Origin of the sequence: uncultured Nostoc sp., from assembly GCF_964247315.1 — a bacterium.
Taxonomy (GTDB): domain Bacteria; phylum Cyanobacteriota; class Cyanobacteriia; order Cyanobacteriales; family Nostocaceae; genus Nostoc.
Window position 1 is genome coordinate 21432 of sequence record NZ_CAXTTT010000062.1, and the last position, 23173, is coordinate 44604.

The following is a 23173-nucleotide window of genomic DNA, read 5'->3' on the forward strand; positions in this document are numbered from 1 at the left end:
CCCCAATTGCAATTCATCAAAATCCCTATTAGGGATTGAAATCTTATAGATAGAGACTTTTTCACCTTTTTGTCACATTGCAATTCATCAAAATTCCTATTAGAGATTGAAACATTGAATATTCTTAAATTTATCTAGGAAATACAATCTATTGCAATTCATTTATTAAAATTCCTATTAGGGATTGAAATAAGGGTGGCGGTGGGGTCTGGGGAAACCCCAGATATAAAACTTAGTATCAATATTAGACAAATAGCGATCACCTTATTTTTACCGATTTATCCAATCTTCTCCACCAGCTAACTGACTAAGGTAATCATCCATAATCGTTGGTAATTCCTTTGGCGAATAAGTATATGTTAAAGCCAGGAAATTAGTGGCTGTAGTTATAATCTGGTTTTTATCTAACATCGCTGACAACTGAGAGCGAGTAAATTTACCATTTATCACTTCCTCACTTGCATCAGCGATCGCATCTTCAATAACTTCCTCTTCTATCAATTTATCCCAATCATCTAAATTAATATAGTAAGATGTTTTATTATCTTTGATATTTAGCTTTTTAATTTCTCGGATTGAATTACGAATAGAATTTGCCCAGGAACCAGTTAAACGTTGTTCTACTTGGTTTTTAATTAAATGAATCAACAGAATGTTTAAATAAGCTTGGATATTCCGCAGAATAGCTTATTTGCTCATGCCTTCCAATTCATCTACAATTGCTAAGGCATCTGCATAACGTCCTTCCAAAATACTTTTTTTAAGGTCTATAAGTTCCTGGGTCATTTTTTATCGCCTACCTGCTTTCCAATCTTCTCCACCAGGTAGCTGAGTTAAATTTTCAGCCACAGTTGCGGGTAACTCCTTAGCTGAATAAGAATAAGTTAGCACCAAAAACTTCAAAGCAGTCTGAATAATCTGGTTTCTATCTACCATTTCAGTAAGTTGGAATTCATTGTACATTCCATTCAAAACTTCCACACTGGCATCACGCACTGCTACTTCTATTTCATCTTCAATATAAGTATCCCATTCGTTGAAATTGATATAAGAGGATTTTTTATTGTCTTTGAAATTGAGTTTCTTAATTTCTATAAGTGAATTACGAATAGAAGCTACCCATGAACCAGTTAATCGCTGCTCTAGTTGGTTTTTAATCAAATGAATCAGCAGAATCCTTAAATAAGCTTGGATATTCCGCAGAATAGCTTGTTTACTCATGCCCTCTAATTCATCAACAATTACCAAGGCATCTGCGTAACGTCCTTCCTGGATGCAAGTTCTGAGGTCTATTAATTCCTGTGTCATTTGTTATTAACCTCAAAATTTCATCATGCTAATTTCAATATAACAATCACCTATACTTTATTAATAGCAGAGTATCTTACCTGCCATTAATAAAGCAGTATATTCACTTCTTCACCTGTATCACTTGCAAACTACCACCTGCATATAAAGTTGGCTCACCCACATCAAAGCCAGTTTCAGTTAACAACTCAGCTAAATCAGTTTTCAACGATTCCCAGGCTGTTTCCGTCTCAAACAACAACAAAAACACTGATATCCCAGGCCAAAATATCGGATTTGTCGGAGCGTGAAAATCCACCAGCGTAAACACTCCTCCTGGTTTCAGCACCCGATAAACTTCATTAATAATTTTTCGTAATTGCTGAGGCTGCATCTCGTGTAATGCAACGCTGGTATGCACCACATCAAACAAATTATCTGTAAATGGCATCTCTTCAGCAAAAGCTTCTATGTATGAAGCTTCGGGTACATTTAGCCGCGCCCGTTGCAAAGACTTGGGTGAAGCATCCAATCCTGTTACGTTTTGTGAAGTTTTTACTAAAAACTCCGTTGTTTGGCCACTACCACAACATAAATCTAAAACCTGAGAATCTGAGTGAATTGTTAAGCCTTGCAAAGCAAGTTGCCGAAAACGGGCTTCACCACCTACACTTAAGGCTGCTAAACGAGAGATCCCATCATATAACCACTGATAGCGGTAACTCCAATCTCTTAAAATTGTTGCCATTGCATATTTCCTTGCTATTAAGCTTTATATTTAATAAAGATATATTGTTAACATTAGTAAAAAACCTGAAAAGATTGGGGGAAAGTAACTGCTATGGGTCGTGTAGGCGTCTTATTACTCAATCTCGGTGGCCCTGATAAGCTAGAAGATGTTGGGCCGTTTTTGTACAATCTATTTTCCGATCCGGAAATTATTCGCCTACCATTTCGCTGGTTGCAAAAGCCCCTAGCCTGGTTTATTGCCACGCGGCGAACCAGAATATCTCGAGAAAATTATAAGCAAATCGGTGGTGGTTCCCCATTGCGACGGATTACAGAAGCCCAAGGGGAAGCTCTAAAAGAACAGTTAGGTTTTTTGGGGCAAGAAGTTAATATTTACGTGGGAATGCGTTATTGGCATCCCTATACAGAAGAGGCGATCGCACAAATTACCCAAGATCAGGTAGAACACCTGGTAATATTACCACTATATCCCCAGTTTTCTATCAGCACAAGTGGTTCCAGCTTCCGGCTTTTAGAAAAGCTTTGGCAGGAAGATCCAAAACTTCAACCTATTGATTACACCGTCATTCCTTCTTGGTACAAACAACCAGGCTACCTCCAAGCAATGGCGCAACTCATAGTCCAAGAACTTGAGCAATTTCCTAACCCAGATGACGTTCATATATTCTTCAGCGCTCACGGCGTTCCGAAAAGCTACGTTGAAGAAGCTGGCGACCCTTACCAGGTGGAAATTGAAGAATGTACTGCATTGATTATGCAGACTCTCAATCGACCCAATGTCCACACCTTAGCTTACCAAAGTCGTGTAGGCCCAGTAGAATGGCTTCAACCCTATACTGAAGATGCCCTCAAAGAACTAGGCGCAGAAGGCGTGAAAGATTTGGTTGTCGTGCCAATTAGTTTTGTCTCAGAGCATATCGAGACACTACAAGAAATTGATATTGAGTATCGGGAAGTAGCCGAAGAATCAGGAATTCACAACTTCCGCCGCGTACCGGCTCCCAATACCCATCCAGTATTTATTAATGCACTAGCTGAATTAGTGATTGATGCGCTAAAAAACCCCAGTTTCAAGCTTTCGCAAGCTGCCCAAATGAAGAAAATGGTAAAAATGTACCCTCAAGAGCGTTGGGAATGGGGTCTGACAACTAGTGCTGAAGTATGGAATGGTCGGATTGCGATGCTGGGTTTTATTGCCTTAATCGTAGAGCTGATTACCGGTCACGGCTTCTTGCACATGATTGGGCTTTTGCAGTAAAGGGCATTGGGGATTGGGCATTAGGCATTGGGCATTGGAAAACTCTTCTCTTGTACTCCCGTCCCTTGCGCATCTTTGTTAGGAGAAGTTCTGTAGCCTGTTGGGGATGGTGTAGTTATCTAAGGAAGCCTGCACTTTAGACTTTTCTCTATGCCCCATGCCCCATGCCCCATGCCCTATGCCCCATACCTTCTCTCTTTGTGATACCAGTCATACCACTGTTTAGCACTACGAACTGCAAACCAGAGCAGTATTAAAGCAATTACTCCTCCTTGCCAGGGAGCATCAAAGGCAAATAGTACTAGAGCAATGCACAAGGTATCTTGAAGGAAGACTGCCCACAACGGTAAGCCACGTAACCGATAGAACCAACCAATTTGGACGAGCTGGAGTACCAAAGCTAATAAACCTCCAATTATGGCAATCAGCCAGTTTGGGGTTGCTGTTGCTGTAGCTACTCCTAACCCCATAATTGCGCCTACAAGGGGAGACATGAATAACTGAATCACTTGAAGCAGTCTTTGCCCCCAGAGCTTTTTTGAGGCTAATAATTCAATTAATGACCAACTAGTGAGGCAACATAATAATATTGGTGGAGAAATGTGAGATAGAATTGGGACTTGTGACCACAAGTTGCTACCTTGCAATAATCCAATAATTAGCAAAGGTATACCTATTCTCATTCCTGCTGCCGCAGAGGCAGAAAGTGTGGCTAGGATTTCAATCATCAAAGCACTCGTAATATTAATAAATAAGTAAGTATTTGTTATGTATACTACCCAGTGCTGGCAATCATTCGAGCATTAAATAGATTGCAATATTAAATGTTGTTTGTATCTTTATACAACAGAATTCAGGAGCGGAGCCGGAGACGCTCCGCCTCCGGTCAGAATGGACTGCGCCTTGTTGCGCTAACAGAAGTAAAACAGGCTTTATACCTGGCTTTAAGACTTAGCTTGCTACCTCACTAACTTTAAATTCGCTGTATATCTTTTTTGATGATATCTGCGTATTTTTGGGGTAATTTGCTTGTAGTAAGCGCTTAAACGCCTACTACAAGCAAATGAATCTTAAATACCTAATCGTTGGTAAACTTCTTCTAAATGCCGCAGATGTTGCTGGGGGTCGAAACAAACCTCTAGTTCTGCTGAAGACAATCTTTGGGTAACACGCGGATCTTTGCTAATCAACTCTTGGAAGTTTCCTTCTGGCTGATTCCAAGCGGCATGAGCGCTTTCTTGAACGATCGCATAAGCCTCTTCTCGGCTGTTTCCCTTGTCTATCAAAGCCAGTAATACTTTTTGGCTGAACACAACGCCGCCGTAACAGTTGAGATTTCGTTTCATGTTCTCAGGATAGACCAACAAGTTTTTGACCAAATCGGTTATTTCTGACAACATAAAATGAGTCAAAGTACAAGCATCTGGCAAAATTACCCGTTCTACAGAACTGTGGGAAATGTCTCGCTCATGCCATAAAGCAATGTTTTCTAAAGCTGCACCGGCATGACTTCTGACGAGTCGTGCCATTCCTGTCAGTCGTTCCGAACGGATGGGGTTGCGCTTGTGTGGCATTGCTGAAGAGCCTTTTTGACCTTTGGCGAAGAATTCTTCAACTTCTAGAACGTCTGTTTTTTGGAGATTGCGAATTTCTACAGCAAAGCGTTCAATGGTTGCTGCTACCAAAGCTAATTGTTGCACGTAGTCGGCGTGGCGATCGCGGGAAATAACTTGAGTTGAGGCTGTATCGGGTTCGAGTCCGAGTTTTTGACAAGCGATCGCTTCTACACGCGGTTCAATATTGGCATAAGTTCCCACTGCACCAGAAATCTTACCGACAGCGATCGTTTGACGAAGTATTCTCAGACGTTCTTGGTGTCGCAATACTTCTGCTAACCAACCAGCGAGTTTAAAACCGAAAGTAATCGGTTCAGCGTGAATACCGTGCGATCGGCCAGCCATCACTGTATAACGATGTTCTTGTGCTTTTTGGCGAATTACCTGAATCAAATCTTCCAGACGTTGCAATAATATATCCAAACTGGCAACTAATTGCAGTGCTAAAGCTGTATCCAAAACATCCGAACTAGTTAAACCCAGGTGAATGTAGCGTCCGGCATCACCAACATATTCATTGACATTTGTCAAGAAAGCAATGACATCGTGGCGGACTACAGCCTCAATTTCCAGCACCCGCTTTGGATCGAAATCTGCCTTAGCCTTAATTTCTTCAACGGCTTCAGATGGAATGTAACCAAGTTCAGCTTGAGCTTCACAAACAGCAATTTCGACTTGCAGCCAAGTTTTTAGTTTATAGGCTTCACTCCACAGATTAGCCATTTCGGGCAAAGTATAACGCTCAATCACAGTTCGGCACAGAATACAACCGTCATATTTTACAGTTTAATTAATGTAGATCGCTTTTTAACGCTACTTTTTGCTCAGGGACGGCACTAGTTTTTGAATCCGACATGATGATGCTAATCGTGCCATCAGCCTCTATATACGCGAACTTCACATCAGCTAAAAATTCTACACTTTGCTGACGTAACTTGCTCATCAACTCATCATCTGTAATTAACTCTTGTTGCAGATGGCGCTCAATTATCCGACCGTTTTTTACCAATAGCAGCGGTGGCGGATTCAGGAAACGTTGGAACTGGGGAAGTTTATAACCCAACCAGTTCAGCAAGTAACTCCAAAAAATCACTGTTCCTACCAGGATACCACCTTCAGTAATTGATGTGTAATTACTTGCCATAGCATTTTGAGCCGCTTCTGCAAATAGTACAACTACGAGTAAATCAGTAATTCCTAATGTTCCTAATTGTCGGCTAGGAAGCAGACGTAGCACTGAGAATAGCGCTAGATAGACTAGTGAACCACGGATAATCAACTCTAAGACGCTGATGCTAGGAACAAAGATTGCCTGCCAATTGATAAAAAACCATTTTTCCATTAGTACTGATTTTCTTCCTTTTTCAATATCATACTGGAAAAAATCCAGTATAAAAAGGAGTCATAATTCATAATTACTGATTACTTTACTTATCAACTGTGGCAAAAAGGAACTAATTCTCTGGACTGGATATTAGATACTTCAATCTTTATCAGATTTACAAATATAAACCTCCAGCAATCAAGCATTAAAATCGCTGATTCTTTCTTTTCTGTTTTAAGCGTTTCGGCTTCTTAAAATACTGAAATAAACGATTAATAAAAGGCTTTTTCTTAGTTGTCGATGCTTGTTCTCTTGGAGCCTTGCCATTATAGTTTGTGTTATCAGATATATGTACAGCATTTTTAGTTGGCACTATGCCGCTTCCATGCCTTCGGGAATAAACTTGAGTAAATTCTGCACCGAAGAAAAGAATCTGTGCAGCATAGTTAACCCAAGCTAAAATCACCACCAGTGAGCCAGCAGCACCATAGCTCGAACCAAAACTGCCATTACCTAGATATTGTCCTAATAAAAATCTCCCAATAGAGAACAAAACTGAGGTGAGAGCAGCTCCGATTAAAACATCACTCCATGCAATTTTGACATCTGGTAGAACTTTAAAAATTAGTCCGAATAATATTGTAGTTATTGAAAATGAGATGATGAAATTGGCAATCTGCCAGATAAAATCGAAACCTGGTAACAAGTTACTAAAGTATGTTACTAATGTTGCTAATATCGTACTAATTACTAAAGAAACTAATAGTAAAAAGCCAATCCCGATCACCATTGCAAAAGACAAAAAGCGGAGGCGAATCATATTATTTATGCCGCGTCCAGGTTTGGGTTTAACTTCCCAAATCGTGTTCATGGCATCTTGCAACTCAGTAAATAAGCCTGTAGCACCCACTAGCAGAACCAGGACACTAATAATCGAAGCGATCGTTCCTGTCTTTGGTTGGTTAGCATTTTTGATGGCTGTTTCGAGAAACTTGGCGCCATCTACCCCGACTAAACCTTGAATTTGTCCGACAATTTGACCTCTTGCCGCATCCTCTCCAAATACTGCACCTGCGATCGCAATTACAATAATTAGCAATGGTGCAATGGAAAAAATCGTGTAATAAGCTAACGCCGCCGCTAACCGTGAAGCTTTATCGTCACTCCATTCTTTGAACGTCTCTTGTAATAACTTCCAAATTTCTTGCAAATTCATCCAATCAGTCTCCTTGTAGGGGATGTTGCTTAGTCCCTGATATATTGGATACTGATTTACTGAGTTGCGACATCCTCCCAACGGTATTTGTGAAGCGTTCTTGGGGAAGAATTTAGAATTTTATAGGGACATGACAATGCGATGTCTAAGGGTGGGCTACGCCTATGCGCCAATTAGCGATAATAAAGATGCGCTGATGTTGATCGTATAGCAAAGCAATTTTTACCGAGAAGCAATGACACAGACCGCAGCAATTACAGAAGCGATTACCACTCTTGAGGATGCAGAAAATCGATTTGGTTTTGTCCGTGTTGAAAACGAGCAATTTTTCCCAGAGTGGTATGAGGGATTGTCTGAAATTACAGAAGCGGAAAAAGCCTTTGTGGATGTCGTGCGGCGCAGGTATCTTGATCACCGCGCCGGAGGTGATTTACTAGAAGGGACAGTCATATTGTTGTTGGTGTTACCAATACTTGCACTCTCTGGATTTTACGATCCTCCTTTCAGAATTAAGGCTGAATCATCCGTGGAACTCATACTGAATGATGGCGAAGAGATACTGCGCGGACGAATTGATGTTTTAGTGTTACAAGATCGGTTGTGGGTGATGGTGTTGGAGTCGAAAAAAACCACACTCTCAGTTTGGTCGGCTGTACCACAAGCTCTAGCTTATATAATGGCTAATCCCAATCCCAGTAAACCTGTGTTTGGAATGGTGACGAATGGAGACGATATTTTATTTGTCAAAGTGACGCAAACAAATACACCACAGTACGATTTGTCAAGAGTTTTTGCTCCGTTTGCATCCGCGAGAGAACTGTATGCCGTTTTGCAAATTCTCAAGCGTATTGGTCAGTTAATTTCTCCTACGTCTTAGAGTTGTTTGAAATTACCTAAAAATAGCTATTACTACTGCATTCTATCGATTGTGCGATACTGAATTGCTTCTGCTACATGATTGGTTTTTAGCTGATCTTCTCCTGCTAAATCTGCAATAGTCCGTGCTACTTTGAGAATGCGATCGCTTGCTCTTGCCGATAAGCCTAATTTCCTAATTGCTGCTTCTAATAAATTGCGGCTAGCATCATCTAACTTGCACCATTTCTGGAGATGACTACTTTGCAAATGGGCATTGCAACGCAGATTTGCTTCTTTTTGGAAACGGGTAATTGCGCGATCGCTTGCTTGTTGCACTCGTTCACGTACTGATATTGATGTTTCTCCCGTAGGTTGTTGAGTAATTTCTTCTGGTTTCAAGCGATTCACTGCAACTTGTAAATCAATTCGATCCATCAACGGCCCAGAAAGTTTTGCCCAATATTGCTCGCGTTGGCGGGGAGAACAAGTACATTGTTGGATAGTATCGCCATAGTAACCGCAAGGACAGGGATTAGTACTCGCCACCAAAGTAAACTGCGCCGGAAACATTACCGATAATTTGGTGCGAGAAATTGTGACGTAGCCATCTTCTAGAGGTTGGCGCAGAAATTCCAACACATCTCGTTTAAATTCCGTGAGTTCATCAAGGAACAGCACACCTCTGTGAGATAATGAGATTTCTCCAGGACGAGGGAAACTACCACCACCCACTAGAGAAGGCCCGGATGCCGAGTGGTGGGGACTGCGAAAAGGGCGATCGCGTACTAATGTACCACGATTTTTCAATAAACCAGCTACCGAGTGAATGCGAGTCACTTCCAAAGATTCCGCAAAACTCAACGGCGGTAAAATTCCCGGTAAGCGCTTTGCTAGCATAGTCTTCCCACTACCAGGCGGCCCCACAAAAATGAGATTATGCCCACCAGCCGCAGCAATTTCTAAAGCACGACGCCCATGAGCTTGTCCTTTGACATCACGCAAATCTGCGCCAGGGTAGGATACTGTTGTTGTCTGTGTTGTACTATCTATCTGTACAGGTTTATAACGCCCCGGATTATTTAAAAAATCCACCACCTCAGACAGATGTTTGCAGCCGTAAACAGCCAAATTTTCAACTACTGCTGCTTCTTGGGCATTATCAGCAGGGAGAACTAAACCTGCGATTCCCATCTTTTGGGCTGCTGCTGCGATCGGTAATACACCAGCCACAGGACGCAAACTGCCATCCAAAGAGACTTCGCCCAAAAATAGATAATCCCCTAATAAATCACCGCTAACTTGCTCAGAAGCCGCCAAAATTCCCACACTAATAGGCAAATCGAAACAAGGGCCTTCTTTGCGTAAATCTGCCGGAGTTAAATTAATTACTATCTTTCGCATCGGAAAGGCAAAGCCAGTATTTTTCAGAGTTGCTTTGACTCTTTCTCTTGATTCTTGAATCGCTGAATCTGGCAGTCCCAAGACAACTATTCCCGGTAATCCCCCTGACACATCGACTTCCACGCCTACTTTGACGGCATCGATGCCTACAATTGATGCACTCCAGACTCTAGCAAGCATTGCTTATATAACAGTAAACCTTTAGAATCTCTAGCAGATAAGTTGGTAGATTGGCATTAGTGAAACCACATAGACGATTTTTATGAATTACAGCAGTTTTCATCTACATCTGTCGTCAGGTAGCACGTGCGCCTCTACAACTATCTTTTGTGGAGTGCAGAGAAGTTTTTTACAGCAATTTAAGAGGTAAGATAACTATTGGAAAAATTATTAAGAATATCAAATATTATTGATAATTGCACTGAACGCATTGGTAGATTTACCAGTTGGCTGGTACTAGTAATGATCGTACTTGGCGTGTGGAATGTTATCGGGCGATATCTCGGAAGAATTAGCGGTAACAACTTTACTTCTAACGCCTACATAGAATCTCAATGGTATATTTTTGATTTAGTTTTCTTATTGGGAGCAGCTTACACCCTTAAGCACAACGAACACGTGCGGGTTGATATTTTTTACAGTAATTGGCCAACTCGACGAAAAGCACTTGCAGATTTAGTAGGGACTGTATTTTTCCTTATCCCATTTTGTATTATTGCGATCGTTTTTTCTTGGGATGCGGTTGTAGCTTCATGGCAAATCAAAGAAGCCTCATCCGATCCTGGGGGATTGCCTCGTTATCCCATTAAGGCGATGATTATTGTCGGCTTTGTGCTGTTGATTTTCCAGGGAATTTCTCAGGCGATCAAAAACTTGGCAATTCTTCAAGGCAGGGAGGAAAATCATGACACTAGCTTATGAATGGCTGGGGCCAGTAATGTTTGCTGGTGCTTTGCTGCTGCTGTCACTGGGGTATCCGGTGGCTTTTTCTTTGGGTGGCGTGGCAATTTTATTTGGAATACTGGGAATTAGCTTAGGTATATTTGACCCAGTGTTTCTGACTGCTATGCCACAGCGGATTTTTGGCATCATGGCAAACTATACCTTATTAGCTATCCCTTACTTCATCTTCATGGGGGCAATGCTAGAGAAATCTGGGATAGCGGAGAGGCTGTTAGAAACGATGGGGATTTTGTTAGGACGCTTGCGCGGCGGACTGGCTTTAGCTGTGATTTTGGTGGGGGCGCTGTTAGCAGCAACTACTGGGGTAGTAGCGGCGACTGTGGTGGCGATGGGTTTAATTTCTCTGCCAATTATGCTCCGCTATGGTTACAGCAAAGAATTAGCTACTGGTGTGATAGCTGCATCAGGAACTTTGGGGCAAATTATCCCGCCGAGTGTGGTATTGGTAGTGCTGGGCGACCAATTGGGTGTATCGGTAGGCGATTTGTTCATCGGTTCGGTGATTCCCGGTTTGATGATGGCTAGTGCATTTGCCCTACACGTGCTGATTGTAGCATTTTTGAAGCCAGATTTAGCACCAGCTTTACCTGCTGAGGTCAGAGAAATTGGTGGTAAGGCTTTGGGAAGGCGGGTAATTCAGGTGATGATACCGCCTTTGATACTGATTTTGTTGGTGCTGGGGAGTATCTTTTTTGGCATTGCTACGCCGACAGAAGCGGGTGCAGTAGGTTGTGGTGGTGCGATCGCACTGGCAGCTGCTAATCGTAAACTTACCTTAGAATCTCTGCGTCAAGTTTGTGATACTACTTTGCGAATCACCAGCATGGTAGTTTTTATTCTATTTGGCTCCACAGCTTTTAGTTTAGTCTTTCGGGGATTAAATGGCGATCGCTTCATGTTCGATGTTCTCGCCAATCTCCCTGGTGGGAAAACCGGCTTTTTGATTGTCAGCATGGTAGTAGTATTTATCCTTGGCTTTTTCATTGACTTTTTCGAGATTGCCTTTATTGTCGTGCCGTTGTTTGTACCAGTTGCCCAAAACTTAGGTATTGACTTGATTTGGTATGGTGTAGTTTTGGGAGCAAATTTGCAAACATCTTTCCTCACACCTCCCTTTGGCTTTGCACTGTTTTACTTGCGTGGTGTCGCACCACCAGAAGTTACTACAAAAGATATCTATCGCGGTGTAATACCATTTATTTTGTTGCAACTATTGGTGGTGGTATTAATTATTGTTTTCCCAGGAATTGTCAGTTTCTTACCTTCTTTGGGAAACTAGCTTACCTCACAGCATAGAAGATGTATAAACACGTAATTATTACTGGTGGTTCCAGTGGTATTGGGAAAGCGATCGCTAATTGGGTTAGCAGGGCAAAAAGTAAAATTGTTGGCAAAAAATTTCTCTTTACTGTGTGGACTTTGCGCCTCTACGGTTCAATCAATTACTTTTGCACCGCACAGACGCAGAGAAAAAAGCAAAGATTTTATAAGTTACCTGCTGTTATTAGAAGTAACAAAATTGGCATAACTTAATTCGTTAACGCGATTCCAATTAAAAATCTGCTGGCGAAAGGCTTTCCACTGTTCGTAGACTTGTTTAAAAGCCGTATCTTTACTGGCATTTTCTTCAAATAACTCAAAGGATATTTTCTGAGCTGCTTGCAGAATCTCTTGGCTATAAGGAACGAGTTTTGTACCACCAGCCAATAACCGCGTCAGTGCTTGCCCATTCAAGGAATCGTACTGACTCAGCATATTCAAATTGGCTTCAAAACTTGCTGTCTTCAAAACCTCTTGATATTCTTTGGGTAGGCGATTCCAGGCGGTGAGATTAACTAACACATCCAAGGTTGGCCCTGGTTCCCACCAGCCAGGATAATAGTAGAATTGCGCGGCTTTATTTAAACCGAGTTTTTCATCATCGTAAGGGCCTACCCACTCAGCAGCATCAATGGCTCCCCTATCCAATGCTAAATAAACTTCGCCTCCAGGTAATACTTGCACATTCACCCCTAAACGAGACATGACTTCGCCACCCAATCCGGGAATTCGCATTTTCAAACCTTTGAGGTCAGAAATAGACTTGATTTCTTTTTTGAACCATCCCCCCATCTGTGCCCCAGTACTACCAGCAGGAAAACTAATCACGTTAAAATTGGTATAAATTTTGTGTATGGCTGCTAATCCACCACCGTTATAAAGCCAAGCATTCTGCTGTTGGGCATTTAAACCAAAGGGCACAGAGGTGGCAAAGGCTAATGCAGAACTTTTACCAATGTAATAGTAGCTGGATGTGTGACCGCATTCAACAGTCCCGGCTTGCACAGCATCGAGTACTTGCAATCCTGGTACTAATTCTCCAGCTGCAAAGGGCGTAATTTGGAAACGCCCATTGGTCATTTCTTCAACTCGCCGGGAAACTGTTTGGGCACCGATAAAAGTACCCAAAGATTTAGGCCAGCTAGTTGCCATCCGCCAACGGATATTCGGCAGTCCTGCTTGTACACTAGGAGATTTACCAGTTTGGCTACAGGAAACTAGGGTAGCAGCAGTTGTGGTAGCGATCGCAACTGTGTTAAAAACCTCTCGGCGTTTCATAATTGTTAGTGATTTAAATTGCGGAAAATTTAAGCTGATAGAGAATATTTATCAGGTTTTTGGCAATTTTTTAGTTTTGGGTACTAAATTAAACACGATAGGGACGTATAACTATGCGTCCCTATCGTGTAATCAAGTTTTAGATGCTGAAACTTTAGTTTTATTACCGCCAATGTTGGGGTATTTTCAGATTTTCCGGTAGGATAGTTGTGCGATCGCCAATTGCTTGTTCAATCTGCTGTGATTCTACATTTTCCGAGCCGCTTAAGTTTGCTCCACAGAGGTTAGCTTCTTGAAGATTAGCTTCTTGGAGGTTAGCTGTACTCAGTAATGCACTTTCTAGATTAGCGCCAGCCAGTTTTGCCCTTTGCAAGTTACTACCAATCAGGTTTGTATCTTGGAGATTGCTACCCTCGAAGTTAACTTCTTCCAAGTTGGCATCACAAAGGATTGCTCCTTCCAAGTTGGCATCACAAAGAACTGCTTTTTCCAAGTTGGCATCACAAAGAACTGTTCCTTCCAAGTTGGCATCGTAAAGGATTGCTTGGGAAAGGTTCGCTTTTCTAAGAACTGCGCCTTGGAGATTGGTTTCTGGGAGGATTGCTTTTTGCAAATTGGCTTCATAGAAGATTGAACCATAAAGACAAGTCACTGATAAGTCTGCTTCCGAGAGGTTTACTCTGGTAAAATTCACCCATTGCAAGTTAGCTCCGACAAAAATTGCTCTAGAGAGATTAGCTTCTGTTAAGTCTGCATTGCTGAGGTCTGTATTACGTAAATCGAGTTTTTGATTGACTGGATCTTTATATGAGTCGCGTCTTCCAATGACAGTTAAAGCTGTTTGAATATCTGTAGGAAGTTTTGATGATTGCAATGATTCATCTTCGTATTCGCTATTCACTGGGGCATTCTCGCGGATAAAAGCAGCCAGGATTTCCATGATTGTCCAATGATCTTTCGGGGAATCTTTGGCAATTCGTTCTAAAGCATAAATTGCGGCAAATCGCGTTTCAATCTTTTCATTCCCCAGTTGTTCAATCGCTTTAGAAAAGCGTTCGGAAACAATTTCTTGTGGAGTTGGTTGTGTCTGATTGATACAATTTACGATATTGTTATCCCAAGCTATTGTTCCAGCTAGGAGTTGCGTTAACAAGCTGTGATTCTCATCTAAAGAGAGTCTGGAAGTATAGTAACCATTCAGAATTAATGCCAATCCCCCAATAATTATGGCAATTGTTGTTAATGCTTGAGAGATGTATTCAATTTTTTCTTGATTTGAAAATCCTTGAATATTTTCAAAAAATAATATAATTAGAGTGAATGATAAAATAAATATAACTGAGACAAATCCCAACAAAGTCGTGAGTCCATTGGTCTTTATGAAAGACATGTCATAAGTCTTCATATCCGACTCCTTACGGAAATAAATTTAGGTTGATTCTAAGATTATCTGTAAAGTTATGATAGAGTACAAACACGGATAAAATTGGCGAAATATTAAATCTACTATATAAAAGTTATCTATATAACAATCCTGAATCATTTACGATCGCCAAGATTCTCGACTTTTTTTGATAATAAACCCTAAGTAGATTGGACTAAGTTAGAAATCGCCGTGAGCAATTCCTCTGGTGCTACAGGTTTAACGATGTGCTGTTGAAACCCGGCTCTTAGTGCGTACTGCTGATTGATTTCGCCAGCATAAGCAGTCAGAGCGATCGCTGGAATCTGTTTTCCCCCCAGTTGTGCTTCCAGAGTCCGCACCTGTTGCATCAGCATATAGCCGTTCATCTCTGGCATCCCAATATCGCTGAGTAAGATATCTGGTTTTGACTGGGTTAGCGCTTGTAATGCTTCATCTCCTGATGCTACTGCGGTGACGATCGCACCAAACTGTTCCAGTACAAAGCTGAAAAAGTCGCGGGTATCATCATTGTCATCTACAACCAGCACTTGTAAACCCATCAGGGGAGAGGAGGGAAAAGCGGCAGTTGAGGAATCAGTATTTGTGTCATTTTCGCTCGTCGCCCCATCCTTAATTAGCGGCAACCTAACTGTGAAAATCGCTCCCTGCTCCTCACCAGGACTTTCCACCCCAACCGTTCCCCCGTGCATCTCAATCAAGTGACGAGCGATCGCTAAACCTAACCCTAATCCACCAAACCTTCTAGTTGTTGTACTATCACCCTGACGGAAATAGTCAAATACATGAGGTAGAAAATCAGGGTGAATGCCTTTACCTGTATCGCTGACGGTAATCTGCGCTTGAGCGTCGATGCGCTGCAATCGCACATTTATTTTTCCTTCAGTCTCAGTAAACTTGACGGCATTCGATAGAAGATTCCAGAAAACTTGCTGTAAGCGGGCTGGATCACCCAAAACTTTCCCCATATTTGGATCGAGCATTGTCTCAATCTCAATGGTTTTAGCCTCTGCTGCCAAATGCACTGTTTCCATTGCGGCTTCAATGGTGGATACCAGATCGACTGGAATTGTGTTAAGGCTGAGTTTGCCTTGGAGGATGCGAGAAACATCTAGTAAGTCTTCAATTAATTGAGCTTGTAATTTGGCATTGCGCTCAATAGTTTTCAATGCTTTGTTAAGCGATGCCTCATCAAATTTCCGGCTCTGCAATAGTTTTGCCCAACCAAGAATCGGATTCAGGGGCGATCGCAATTCATGGGAAAGTACCGCCAAAAACTCATCTTTGATTCGGTTAGCAGCCTCGGCTTCCGCCCTGGCTCTTTGCTCGAGTTGCAAAAGGCGATCGCGTTCTGATTCAGTGCGTTTGCGATCGGTGATGTCAGTTAGCATGGCGATCGCACCCAAGCACTCACCCTGTTCATTCAAAATCGCTCTCGCAGAAATCAGTGTCCAAATATACGAACCATCCTGGCAGCGCAATCGCCCTTCTTTGAGATCGCTCTCTTCTCCCTTGAACCACTCCAGTTTCTCTTCGTCTGCTGTATCATCAGCCCGATCCATAAAATCAAATATAGAACGACCGAGTATTTCTGCTGCCGGATAACCCAACATCTGAGATATCCGCTGATTCACGAACTCTGTTCGGGCTTGAGAGTCAATCATCCAGATTCCCTCATAAGAGGTATCAACAATTCGGCGATACTTGGCTTCACTCTTTTGTAAAGACTCCTCTGCTTGCTGGCGCTGACGCCGCTCTTTAGCTTCCCGCAATGCCCGTTGCACCGAGGGAACTAACCGCCCTAGTCGTTGCTTTAATACATAATCAGTTGCACCGTTCTTTAAAGCTTCGATCGCTAATTCTTCACCCAGTGCTGCCGAAACAAAAATAAAAGGAATCTCTGGAGTGCGATTTCGGGCAATTTCTAAGGCAGAAATTCCATCAAAAGATGGCAGGGCATAATCGGAAAGAATTAAATCGAAAGTCTCTGATTCCAAAGCAGCTAGGAAATCAGCGCCGGTTTCAACTCTGATCAGTTGGCAATTGATTCCCCCTTCAGTTAATATCGCTTGGGCTAGCTCTGCATCTAACAGACTGTCTTCCAAAAGCAGGAAACGGAGGACATTCATCAGTTGCTCTCCTTTTGATGATGAGGCGCTGGAGGTAGAGCACCAACGGGAGGCTGATTGATCACTGCCCAAAACAGTCCAACACCTTTAATAGAATCGACAAACTCATGGTAATCTACTGGTTTAACAACATAAGCATTCACCCCTAACTCGTAGCATCGAAGTAGGTCTGGCTCCTCACGGGAAGAGGTAAGTACCACGACTGGAATCACTCGCATTATTGGGTTAGATTTAAGTTCTGCCAGCACTTCTAGTCCATCGATTTTAGGTAGTTTTAAATCGAGCAGTACTACAACAGGATACCCTTCCATCCGCAACCGAAACAACCCCCGGCGATAAAGATAATCCAGTGCTTCCTCTCCATCACGTACCACCACCACTTCGTTGGCGAGATGGTTTTCTGATAAGGCAGCTAGGATTAATTCTGCATCGTTGGCACTGTCTTCAATTAGCAGAATTCGTTTGAGTTCTTTCATTCACTCTCCTTTCTCAACAACTTAGGCAGTGAGAAATAAAAAGTGGCTCCACTGTCAACTACAGCCTCTGCCCAAAGTTGACCATTATGCCGATGAATAATGCGTTGCACGTTTGCCAATCCAACACCAGTGCCTTCAAATTGTGGGTCGCTATGCAGACGTTGAAATACTCCGAATAGCTTGTGTACATATTGCATATTAAAGCCTACGCCGTTATCTTGCACAAAAAAGACAACTTCGTTTTCATTGTCAGTACTTCCAACAATAATTTCTGCTGGATTTCGAGTCTGGCTATATTTTACGGCATTGCCTATCAGGTTGCGAAGCACTAGCCGCAGCATGGAGGGGTCGCCCTGCGCTTCTGGCAGTCGCTCAATCTGCCAATGGATTGTGCGTCCTGGGGTTTGTGCGATCAAGTCGCGTTTTACTTCTTGTACCAATTCCTCCATATTGAGGTTGATATAGCGCATTTCCGTGCGCCCCATGCGAGAAAATGTCAGCAACTCATCGATCAGTATTCCTGCCTGTTTGGCAGTTTCGGCAATTATTTTCAAATAGCGCTGACTTGTTTGATCTAAGCTTGTTGAGCTATTGCGTTTCTGAAGCAATTCGATAAATCCGGCGATGTGGCGCAGTGGTGCCCGCAAGTCGTGAGAAACTGAGTAGGAGAAGGATTCGAGTTCTTTATTGGCGGCTTCGAGTTGGGCAGTGCGCTCTTGAATTCGTTGCTCTAGCATTTCGTTGAGTTGTTGCAGGGAGGCTTCGGCAACTTTGCGATCGTGAATCTCGCTGGCGATGCCTACCCACTTGATAATCTGTCCGGTTGCATCTCGAAATGGTAAACCCCGGACAATATGCCAACGATAGCTATTATCAGAAACTCGACGAAAGCGGATTTCTAGTTCATAGTTTGTCGCGTTAGCAACAGCCTGCATAGAAGTTTTCAAGACGCGATCGCGGTCATCAGTGTGAATGACATAAATCCAGCCATAGCCAGCGATCTGCTCCATTGTCAATCCGGTATAGTCTAACCAGTATTGATTGCAATAGGTAATACCACCATCGCGATCGCCCATCCAAATTGCCTGCGGTGACACCTCCGTTAAAATTCGGTATCGCTCCTCACTGTCACGTAGCGCTTCTTCTGCCAACTTGCGAGCGCGTAGCGCAGCTTGCTGTTCGCTAATGTCAGCGATCAATGCCGCATATCCTTCAATGCTTCCCTGTCTATTAAACTGAGGAACGTAAATAGCATTAATGTAACGTGTGCCACCATCTTTATAAGGAACTTCACTTTCAAATGTTACCTGCTCTCCTGCTAAGACTTGTTCCACGTAAGGACGAACCACTTCATAAGCGGATTCACCCAAAACTTCCCAAAGATGCTTTCCATATATATCTGCCGTCGGATGCCCAAACCAATCTTGATAGGCTCGGTTGTTGAAGCGGTAGCGTTGTTCTGAATCTACAAAGGAAATTAGAACTGGTAGCGTATCTGTAATTAAACGAAGTTCCGCTTCTCGTTGCCGCAGTGCTTCTTCTATGAGCTTACGGTTGGTGATATCGCGCCAGCAATCTATTGCACCGATAATCTCACCTTGGGAATCCCGAATCGGTACGACATTGGCGATCGCTGTAATTTTAGTACCATCTGGACGTTCAATGATGCATTCTTCATTGCGGCTTGTTTCTCCATAGCGCGTAGCACGGTATAAAGGTAGTTGCTCTAAGGTGAGGGGCGTTACACCATCAGCGAGAAACAGATTGTAGAGCTGAACATAAGATTCACAAGACATACCAACGAGAGATTCACTTGGTCTGCCCAAAAGCTCTTGCGCGAGTTTGCTGTTAGCGATGATTGAGAAATCGGGGGAGCCGCCAGTAATAGTAATTCCCTCTGGGACGTGTTCTAGGAGCATTTGTAAAATGCTTTGGGCAACTTCTGCTTGGCGGGAGCGATGCTGGGCTTCTGCTTGGGCTTGTTTGCGTTCGCTTAAGTCAAGAACAAAACCAATGATTGTCCGATCTCCCTGTTTAGCAAAACCAAGTAGAACCGGAACTAGAGAGCCGTCTTTGCGGATGTATTCCTGTTCAAAGGGCTTACAACTCCCAGTCATTGTCAGTTCTTGAATCGCTTGCTCGCTCACCTCAATGTATTCGAGTGGAACGATCTCACCCCAGCGGATTCGACCAGAGCGCAAATCCTCGCGGGTATAATTGAGCATTTGTAGAAAGGCATCATTGGCTTCAAAGATTAAGCCATTCAACTCGGCTACAATCACCCCAATAATATTAGACTCGGTTAAGCGACCAAACCGGATCTCGCTTTCACGTAGTGACTTCAGGCTCGCTTCAGCTTTTCTTTGGGCTGTGCGGCGTGATTCGTTGAGCCAGATGATTAACCCTGCTGCGATCGCGAACACGACTAGCCGCACTAAAATGTCCAGATTTGTAATCTTCAGCCCAGAGGGCGGATGAAAAAGCAAGTAGTTGATTACCAAAGTAGACAAAACAGTTGCAAGTAGTCCTGGTGCGAAACCTCCGTACCAGGCACTTACCATCACCGCCGCCGAAAATAGTGCCGTAGGTGCGGCGGTGAAATATGGACGGAGCAGCAGCGTTATTCCCACTGCTAAGGCAACGGATAGCAAAGCAATACTATAGTGCAGCAGTTGCTCTTGAATGATTGCGTCCTTGTTTCTACCGCCAGCAAAAATCTTTTTGGGTTCAGCTGTTCTGACTTTATGAGCCATAACTCTACTCTGCTTCTGGAAAATACTGGTTTAGCAGCCTTTTGCTGGGTTCACCTATCTGCCGTAACATTTCTTCTATTAGTTTTAGTGCTATCCGTGAAGGGACTGTATGCCCATTTTCCCAACGATTAACTGTTTTGAAGTAACTCCTACTTTAGCAGCAAACTGTTTTTGAGAAAGATTGAGCTGCTGAGGAAGTTCCCGAATGAAATCTAAAATTTCCAGCCACTTTGTTACAGACATCTCTGTATTTTATCCCCATCGGATAAGTGGCATAAGACAGATGTCCTATTTATTATCTCTTAGAGGATGTTTGAAAAGTCATGATTGATGTATTAAATATTTTTTACTTCACCCTAACCCTCACGCCACTTGCTTGGCTGTCGGCAGAGCCGCCCAACGCAGTGGCTCCCCTTGTAAAGGGGAGGGAACTGAATTTTTCGGTTTTCCCCCTTTTTAAGGGGGATTAAGGGGGGTGATTAAAATCAATCCAATACGCTTGGGTTAGCGCTAAAAACTTTAAACTCTGTAGGTTGGGTTGAGGAACAAAACCCAACATTTGTTGTAGGTTGTTGGGTAAGGGACTTCCAATTAAAAAAATATTCCATCGCTTTGAGGGCAGGGGAGCAGGGAGCAGGGGGAGAAAAAGTCGTTTTGATAGACGTGAAATGGCATAATTTATTTTCTGGAAGTCCCTAACACTAAAGTTCAACCCAAGCGTATTGAACTATAAGCCGAGGAACTCGGAACTCAGCACTTTTCATCGAATCCCTATTGGTAAGAGGTCAAGATGGTACAAACACCCGCCACTCCAGAAACCGAAACCCTATTGATTGAGTTGCCTAAGTCGATTGGGCTGTATGTTACCCAAGAACAGTTTGCTGCTTTAGCCGCAGCCAACCGAGACTTGAGACTGGAAAGAACCGTACAAGGAGAATTAATAGTGAACCCACCAACAGGCTGGGAAACTGGAGAGCGAAATTGCAGTATTTCTGGCGAATTGTATTTGTGGTGGCGTAATGCGGGTGAACCTGGTAAAGTCTTTGACTCTTCTACAGGCTTCATTTTACCCAATGGTGCGACTCGCTCCCCCGATGCCTCTTGGGTGAGTGGAGAACGATGGCAGGCGCTGACTTCGGCACAAAAAGGAACATTTGCTAATATCTGCCCCGATTTTGTGGTTGAGTTACGCTCTAGTTCAGATACCCTCAAGTCCCTGCAAGATAAATTGAGGGAGTATATCGACAATGGCGCTAAACTTGGTTGGTTAATCGATCCGCAGCAGCGACGGGTGGAAATTTATCGACTGGCTAAGGATGTGGAAGTGTTAGAGAATCCTGTTGAGTTGTCGGGTGAAGCGGTGTTGCCGGGTTTTGTCTTGAATTTGCGACGGGTGTGGGATTGAAAGCATCTTGCTCGCTACGGGTTAATTAAATAGTTTTTATATAAGAAAATAATAGGGAAAATCCTGATGCCTTATAGTAAATTTACCCTCAGTAAAGCTGTAGAGGATTTTCAACTGACTATCATTGAAGGCGATCGCTTTCTGCCTGAAATTTCCCCAGTCAATCCAAGTTCTTTACTCAAAGATACACTGAAAGAAACGCTGCCTTGGGCGATCGCAGTCAGTACTGAAAAAGCGCGTTCTGAAGGTATTATCAATCCAGTTTTGTTAGAAGTCAAACGTCAGTTCAAAGGACAAATTAGTGTCTTTTCGGGTGAAGAGTTCAGCGTGCAGCCAGAAATTGATTTGACGGGTTATGTCGATTTTCTAATTAGTCGTTCTCCAGAGCAGTTGTTTATTAAGGCTCCTGTGGTGGTTTTGGTGTCAGCGAAGAAAGAAGACCTTAAACCAGCACTGGGACAATGTTTAGCCGAGATGGTGGCAGCTCAACGCTTTAATCAACAGAAGCAGCAGCCGATTTCAACCATCTACGGAACGGTAACGAGTGGTACAGTTTGGCGGTTTCTTAAACTGGAAGGGCAAACTGTTACGATTGACCTGACCGATTATCCACTGCCGCCGGTTGAGCAAATTTTGGGCAAACTGGTTTGGATGGTGCAAAATGGCTGATGCAGGCGATCGCCTGTCCTACAATGGGAATCTGTTTTCTGGCGATTTCACAAAAATTTGCAATCAACCCTTGAGCAGAATTTAGAAACGTCGTAAGCGTAGACGATGCATCTGCTTGTTGTCAGGCATCGCTTCAAAGGTTTACTAGACCAAGGCTGATTTGAATTGCTCTATCTACCTGTGCAATCGTTTCTGGGTGCAGAATTCCCAAACGTTTAATCAGCCTTTGCTTGTCAATTGAGCGAATCTGATTGAGAAGTACAACCGAATCATCCTCTAAACCGCCTTCTGGCACTCTAATCAGCACTTCGGTAGGATACAAAGGTTCTGCAAACTTTGAGGTGATGGCAGCTACAACTGTGATTGGACTATGTTCGTTAGAAACATCATTTTGTAAGATTAAAGCTGGGCGTATTTTTTTTATCTCTGCACCAATAGTTGGATCAAAATTGACTAAGTATACTTCACCACGTTTGGGGTAATTTACTTTTCGTTTCGGTGCCACAATTCTTCTTCCAAGTCAAACCACTCTTCTACTAAACCCAAATCACGTTCTGCGCGTTGGATGGCTCCCTCTTTTAACTGTTCTCTAAGATTAGCTAAGGTTTTCTGAGCAATATAATATTGCACAGCTTCGTTGATGAATCTACTGCGATCGCCTTTTTCAATGACTTGATCGATTAGTTCAATTGTCTCATCCGGCAAGGTGATGTTAATCCGGCGATGCATAATTTTTTTCGCTGTGTTTTGCCTATCACCTTTATTATACACACTAAAAATGTGTATGGTTGTACTTAGCGTAGACGCAAAGCAGCTTGTCGTCAGATATCGCGTGAGATAATTCTAGAAGGTGCGTAGACGCATTCGCGCAGCGTCTCGTAGAGAAGCAGCTTGTCGCAAGATATCGCTTGGCTCTTACTTGATATCGTCGCAGAGATGCTTGTCACTCTCACTCAAATTCGGGTTATTCTGCAAATAATCATGCAGCCAATTGCAACCCCGCACCAGCAATTGGTCTAAATTCTCCACAGGCCACAACCGCGCTGT

Annotated in this window: 22 protein-coding genes, 1 pseudogene and 1 CRISPR repeat array (1 of these 24 running past the window's edge); of the genes and pseudogenes, 7 read left to right on the top strand and 16 right to left on the bottom strand. The window is 43.0% G+C overall.

Translation table 11 applies throughout. The features are described from left to right. Nucleotides 1–187: a CRISPR direct-repeat array (repeat unit 37 nt); it begins 498 nt to the left of the window's first position. Nucleotides 188–270: 83 nt separating this feature from the next. From ACFE93_RS18980 to ACFE93_RS18990, 3 genes and pseudogenes are all read right to left on the bottom strand, one after another. Next, a pseudogene (locus ACFE93_RS18980) lies at nt 271–786 on the bottom strand (hypothetical protein). A 3-nt stretch (nt 787–789) separates the two neighbouring features. Then, complete coding sequence (locus ACFE93_RS18985; protein WP_375475130.1) at nt 790–1308, bottom strand: DUF29 family protein; 519 nt, start codon at nt 1306–1308, stop codon at nt 790–792. 103 nt (nt 1309–1411) lie between these two features. Further along, on the bottom strand, nt 1412–2035 hold the full coding sequence (locus ACFE93_RS18990) for a class I SAM-dependent methyltransferase (protein WP_375475132.1): 624 nt from the start codon (nt 2033–2035) through the stop codon (nt 1412–1414). A gap of 93 nt (nt 2036–2128) precedes the next feature. On the opposite strand from ACFE93_RS18990, the gene hemH reads away from it, so the two are divergent. After that, nucleotides 2129–3295 (top strand): ferrochelatase, encoded by a 1167-nt coding sequence (gene hemH, locus ACFE93_RS18995; protein ID WP_375475134.1) that lies wholly within the window; start codon nt 2129–2131, stop codon nt 3293–3295. Nucleotides 3296–3471: 176 nt separating this feature from the next. Here hemH and ACFE93_RS19000 read toward each other — a convergent pair whose 3' ends face one another. The 4 genes from ACFE93_RS19000 to ACFE93_RS19015 form a co-directional block, all read right to left on the bottom strand. Next, nucleotides 3472–4023: a DUF4126 domain-containing protein gene (locus ACFE93_RS19000; protein WP_375475136.1), complete on the bottom strand. Its 552-nt coding sequence runs from the start codon at nt 4021–4023 to the stop codon at nt 3472–3474. A 342-nt stretch (nt 4024–4365) separates the two neighbouring features. Further along, entirely contained in the window at nt 4366–5661 is a 1296-nt protein-coding gene (purB, locus tag ACFE93_RS19005) for an adenylosuccinate lyase (protein ID WP_375475138.1), read from the bottom strand. A gap of 40 nt (nt 5662–5701) precedes the next feature. Beyond that, nucleotides 5702–6253 (bottom strand): DUF421 domain-containing protein, encoded by a 552-nt coding sequence (locus tag ACFE93_RS19010; protein WP_375475140.1) that lies wholly within the window; start codon nt 6251–6253, stop codon nt 5702–5704. A gap of 187 nt (nt 6254–6440) precedes the next feature. After that, nucleotides 6441–7451 carry a YihY/virulence factor BrkB family protein gene (locus ACFE93_RS19015; protein WP_375475142.1) on the bottom strand — a complete coding sequence of 337 codons (1011 nt, stop codon included), beginning with the start codon at nt 7449–7451 and terminating at the stop codon, nt 6441–6443. Nucleotides 7452–7686: 235 nt separating this feature from the next. Here ACFE93_RS19015 and ACFE93_RS19020 point away from each other — a divergent pair, with 235 nt between their 5' ends. After that, nucleotides 7687–8328: a type I restriction endonuclease gene (locus tag ACFE93_RS19020; protein WP_375475144.1), complete on the top strand. Its 642-nt coding sequence runs from the start codon at nt 7687–7689 to the stop codon at nt 8326–8328. Nucleotides 8329–8360: 32 nt separating this feature from the next. On the opposite strand, the gene ACFE93_RS19025 is transcribed toward ACFE93_RS19020, so the two are convergent. Next, the gene (locus ACFE93_RS19025) at nt 8361–9890 is read right to left on the bottom strand and encodes a YifB family Mg chelatase-like AAA ATPase (protein WP_375475146.1); all 1530 of its coding nucleotides are present in this window, start codon (nt 9888–9890) and stop codon (nt 8361–8363) included. Between the two features lie 198 nt (nt 9891–10088). Here ACFE93_RS19025 and ACFE93_RS19030 point away from each other — a divergent pair, with 198 nt between their 5' ends. From ACFE93_RS19030 to ACFE93_RS19040, 3 genes are read left to right on the top strand one after another with little or no spacing between them, the layout of a single operon-like run. Then, nucleotides 10089–10631: a TRAP transporter small permease subunit gene (locus tag ACFE93_RS19030; protein WP_375475148.1), complete on the top strand. Its 543-nt coding sequence runs from the start codon at nt 10089–10091 to the stop codon at nt 10629–10631. Next, complete coding sequence (locus ACFE93_RS19035) at nt 10615–11952, top strand: TRAP transporter large permease subunit (RefSeq protein WP_375475150.1); 1338 nt, start codon at nt 10615–10617, stop codon at nt 11950–11952. Before ACFE93_RS19030 ends, ACFE93_RS19035 begins: the two co-directional genes overlap by 17 nt. 20 nt (nt 11953–11972) lie before the next feature. Continuing rightward, the gene (locus ACFE93_RS19040; protein ID WP_375475152.1) at nt 11973–12206 is read left to right on the top strand and encodes a hypothetical protein; all 234 of its coding nucleotides are present in this window, start codon (nt 11973–11975) and stop codon (nt 12204–12206) included. On the opposite strand, the gene ACFE93_RS19045 is transcribed toward ACFE93_RS19040, so the two are convergent. The 6 genes from ACFE93_RS19045 to ACFE93_RS19070 all read right to left on the bottom strand — a co-directional run bounded on the left by ACFE93_RS19045 (nt 12165) and on the right by ACFE93_RS19070 (nt 20295). Beyond that, complete coding sequence (locus ACFE93_RS19045; protein WP_375475154.1) at nt 12165–13271, bottom strand: TRAP transporter substrate-binding protein; 1107 nt, start codon at nt 13269–13271, stop codon at nt 12165–12167. The two genes, ACFE93_RS19040 and ACFE93_RS19045, sit on opposite strands and share 42 nt — an antisense overlap. Nucleotides 13272–13434: 163 nt before the next feature. After that, entirely contained in the window at nt 13435–14661 is a 1227-nt protein-coding gene (locus tag ACFE93_RS19050; RefSeq protein WP_375475156.1) for a pentapeptide repeat-containing protein, read from the bottom strand. Between the two features lie 194 nt (nt 14662–14855). Further along, on the bottom strand, nt 14856–16823 hold the full coding sequence (locus ACFE93_RS19055; RefSeq protein ID WP_375475158.1) for a response regulator: 1968 nt from the start codon (nt 16821–16823) through the stop codon (nt 14856–14858). Then, nucleotides 16823–17299, bottom strand: a complete 477-nt coding sequence (locus ACFE93_RS19060; RefSeq protein WP_375475160.1) for a response regulator — start codon at nt 17297–17299, stop codon at nt 16823–16825. The genes ACFE93_RS19055 and ACFE93_RS19060 overlap by 1 nt, the downstream gene beginning before the upstream one ends. Continuing rightward, nucleotides 17296–20052 carry a PAS domain S-box protein gene (locus ACFE93_RS19065; protein WP_375475162.1) on the bottom strand — a complete coding sequence of 919 codons (2757 nt, stop codon included), beginning with the start codon at nt 20050–20052 and terminating at the stop codon, nt 17296–17298. Before ACFE93_RS19065 ends, ACFE93_RS19060 begins: the two co-directional genes overlap by 4 nt. Before the next feature lie 90 nt (nt 20053–20142). After that, nucleotides 20143–20295: a hypothetical protein gene (locus tag ACFE93_RS19070; protein WP_375475163.1), complete on the bottom strand. Its 153-nt coding sequence runs from the start codon at nt 20293–20295 to the stop codon at nt 20143–20145. Between the two features lie 547 nt (nt 20296–20842). Between ACFE93_RS19070 and ACFE93_RS19075 the strand changes: the two genes are divergently transcribed. Together ACFE93_RS19075 and ACFE93_RS19080 are read left to right on the top strand one after the other, a co-directional pair. Then, entirely contained in the window at nt 20843–21457 is a 615-nt protein-coding gene (locus ACFE93_RS19075; RefSeq protein ID WP_375475165.1) for a Uma2 family endonuclease, read from the top strand. A 66-nt stretch (nt 21458–21523) separates the two neighbouring features. Continuing rightward, nucleotides 21524–22126, top strand: coding sequence for a hypothetical protein (locus ACFE93_RS19080; protein WP_375475167.1), 603 nt, complete (start codon nt 21524–21526; stop codon nt 22124–22126). Between the two features lie 133 nt (nt 22127–22259). Here the strand turns inward: ACFE93_RS19080 and ACFE93_RS19085 are convergent, their stop codons facing one another. Next, the gene (locus ACFE93_RS19085; RefSeq protein ID WP_375475169.1) at nt 22260–22631 is read right to left on the bottom strand and encodes a type II toxin-antitoxin system PemK/MazF family toxin; all 372 of its coding nucleotides are present in this window, start codon (nt 22629–22631) and stop codon (nt 22260–22262) included. After that, nucleotides 22610–22855, bottom strand: a complete 246-nt coding sequence (locus ACFE93_RS19090) for a ribbon-helix-helix domain-containing protein (RefSeq protein WP_375475171.1) — start codon at nt 22853–22855, stop codon at nt 22610–22612. The genes ACFE93_RS19085 and ACFE93_RS19090 overlap by 22 nt, the downstream gene beginning before the upstream one ends. Nucleotides 22856–23173: the final 318 nt, after the last annotated feature.

Excerpts from the sequence above, each read along its gene's own strand:
- ACFE93_RS19060 (WP_375475160.1), bottom strand. The coding sequence starts at position 17,299 with ATGAAAGAACTCAAACGAATTCTGCTAATTGAAGACAGTGCCAACGAT.
- ACFE93_RS18985 (WP_375475130.1), bottom strand. The coding sequence starts at position 1,308 with ATGACACAGGAATTAATAGACCTCAGAACTTGCATCCAGGAAGGACGT.
- ACFE93_RS19075 (WP_375475165.1), top strand. The coding sequence starts at position 20,843 with ATGGTACAAACACCCGCCACTCCAGAAACCGAAACCCTATTGATTGAG.
- ACFE93_RS18990 (WP_375475132.1), bottom strand. The coding sequence starts at position 2,035 with ATGGCAACAATTTTAAGAGATTGGAGTTACCGCTATCAGTGGTTATAT.
- ACFE93_RS19040 (WP_375475152.1), top strand. The coding sequence starts at position 11,973 with ATGTATAAACACGTAATTATTACTGGTGGTTCCAGTGGTATTGGGAAA.
- ACFE93_RS19000 (WP_375475136.1), bottom strand. The coding sequence starts at position 4,023 with ATGATTGAAATCCTAGCCACACTTTCTGCCTCTGCGGCAGCAGGAATG.
- ACFE93_RS19090 (WP_375475171.1), bottom strand. The coding sequence starts at position 22,855 with ATGCATCGCCGGATTAACATCACCTTGCCGGATGAGACAATTGAACTA.
- ACFE93_RS19035 (WP_375475150.1), top strand. The coding sequence starts at position 10,615 with ATGACACTAGCTTATGAATGGCTGGGGCCAGTAATGTTTGCTGGTGCT.
- ACFE93_RS19015 (WP_375475142.1), bottom strand. The coding sequence starts at position 7,451 with ATGAATTTGCAAGAAATTTGGAAGTTATTACAAGAGACGTTCAAAGAA.
- ACFE93_RS19010 (WP_375475140.1), bottom strand. The coding sequence starts at position 6,253 with ATGGAAAAATGGTTTTTTATCAATTGGCAGGCAATCTTTGTTCCTAGC.
- ACFE93_RS19050 (WP_375475156.1), bottom strand. The coding sequence starts at position 14,661 with ATGTCTTTCATAAAGACCAATGGACTCACGACTTTGTTGGGATTTGTC.
- ACFE93_RS19065 (WP_375475162.1), bottom strand. The coding sequence starts at position 20,052 with ATGGCTCATAAAGTCAGAACAGCTGAACCCAAAAAGATTTTTGCTGGC.
- hemH (WP_375475134.1), top strand. The coding sequence starts at position 2,129 with ATGGGTCGTGTAGGCGTCTTATTACTCAATCTCGGTGGCCCTGATAAG.
- ACFE93_RS19070 (WP_375475163.1), bottom strand. The coding sequence starts at position 20,295 with ATGTCTGTAACAAAGTGGCTGGAAATTTTAGATTTCATTCGGGAACTT.
- ACFE93_RS19025 (WP_375475146.1), bottom strand. The coding sequence starts at position 9,890 with ATGCTTGCTAGAGTCTGGAGTGCATCAATTGTAGGCATCGATGCCGTC.
- ACFE93_RS19080 (WP_375475167.1), top strand. The coding sequence starts at position 21,524 with ATGCCTTATAGTAAATTTACCCTCAGTAAAGCTGTAGAGGATTTTCAA.
- ACFE93_RS19020 (WP_375475144.1), top strand. The coding sequence starts at position 7,687 with ATGACACAGACCGCAGCAATTACAGAAGCGATTACCACTCTTGAGGAT.
- ACFE93_RS19055 (WP_375475158.1), bottom strand. The coding sequence starts at position 16,823 with ATGAATGTCCTCCGTTTCCTGCTTTTGGAAGACAGTCTGTTAGATGCA.
- ACFE93_RS19045 (WP_375475154.1), bottom strand. The coding sequence starts at position 13,271 with ATGAAACGCCGAGAGGTTTTTAACACAGTTGCGATCGCTACCACAACT.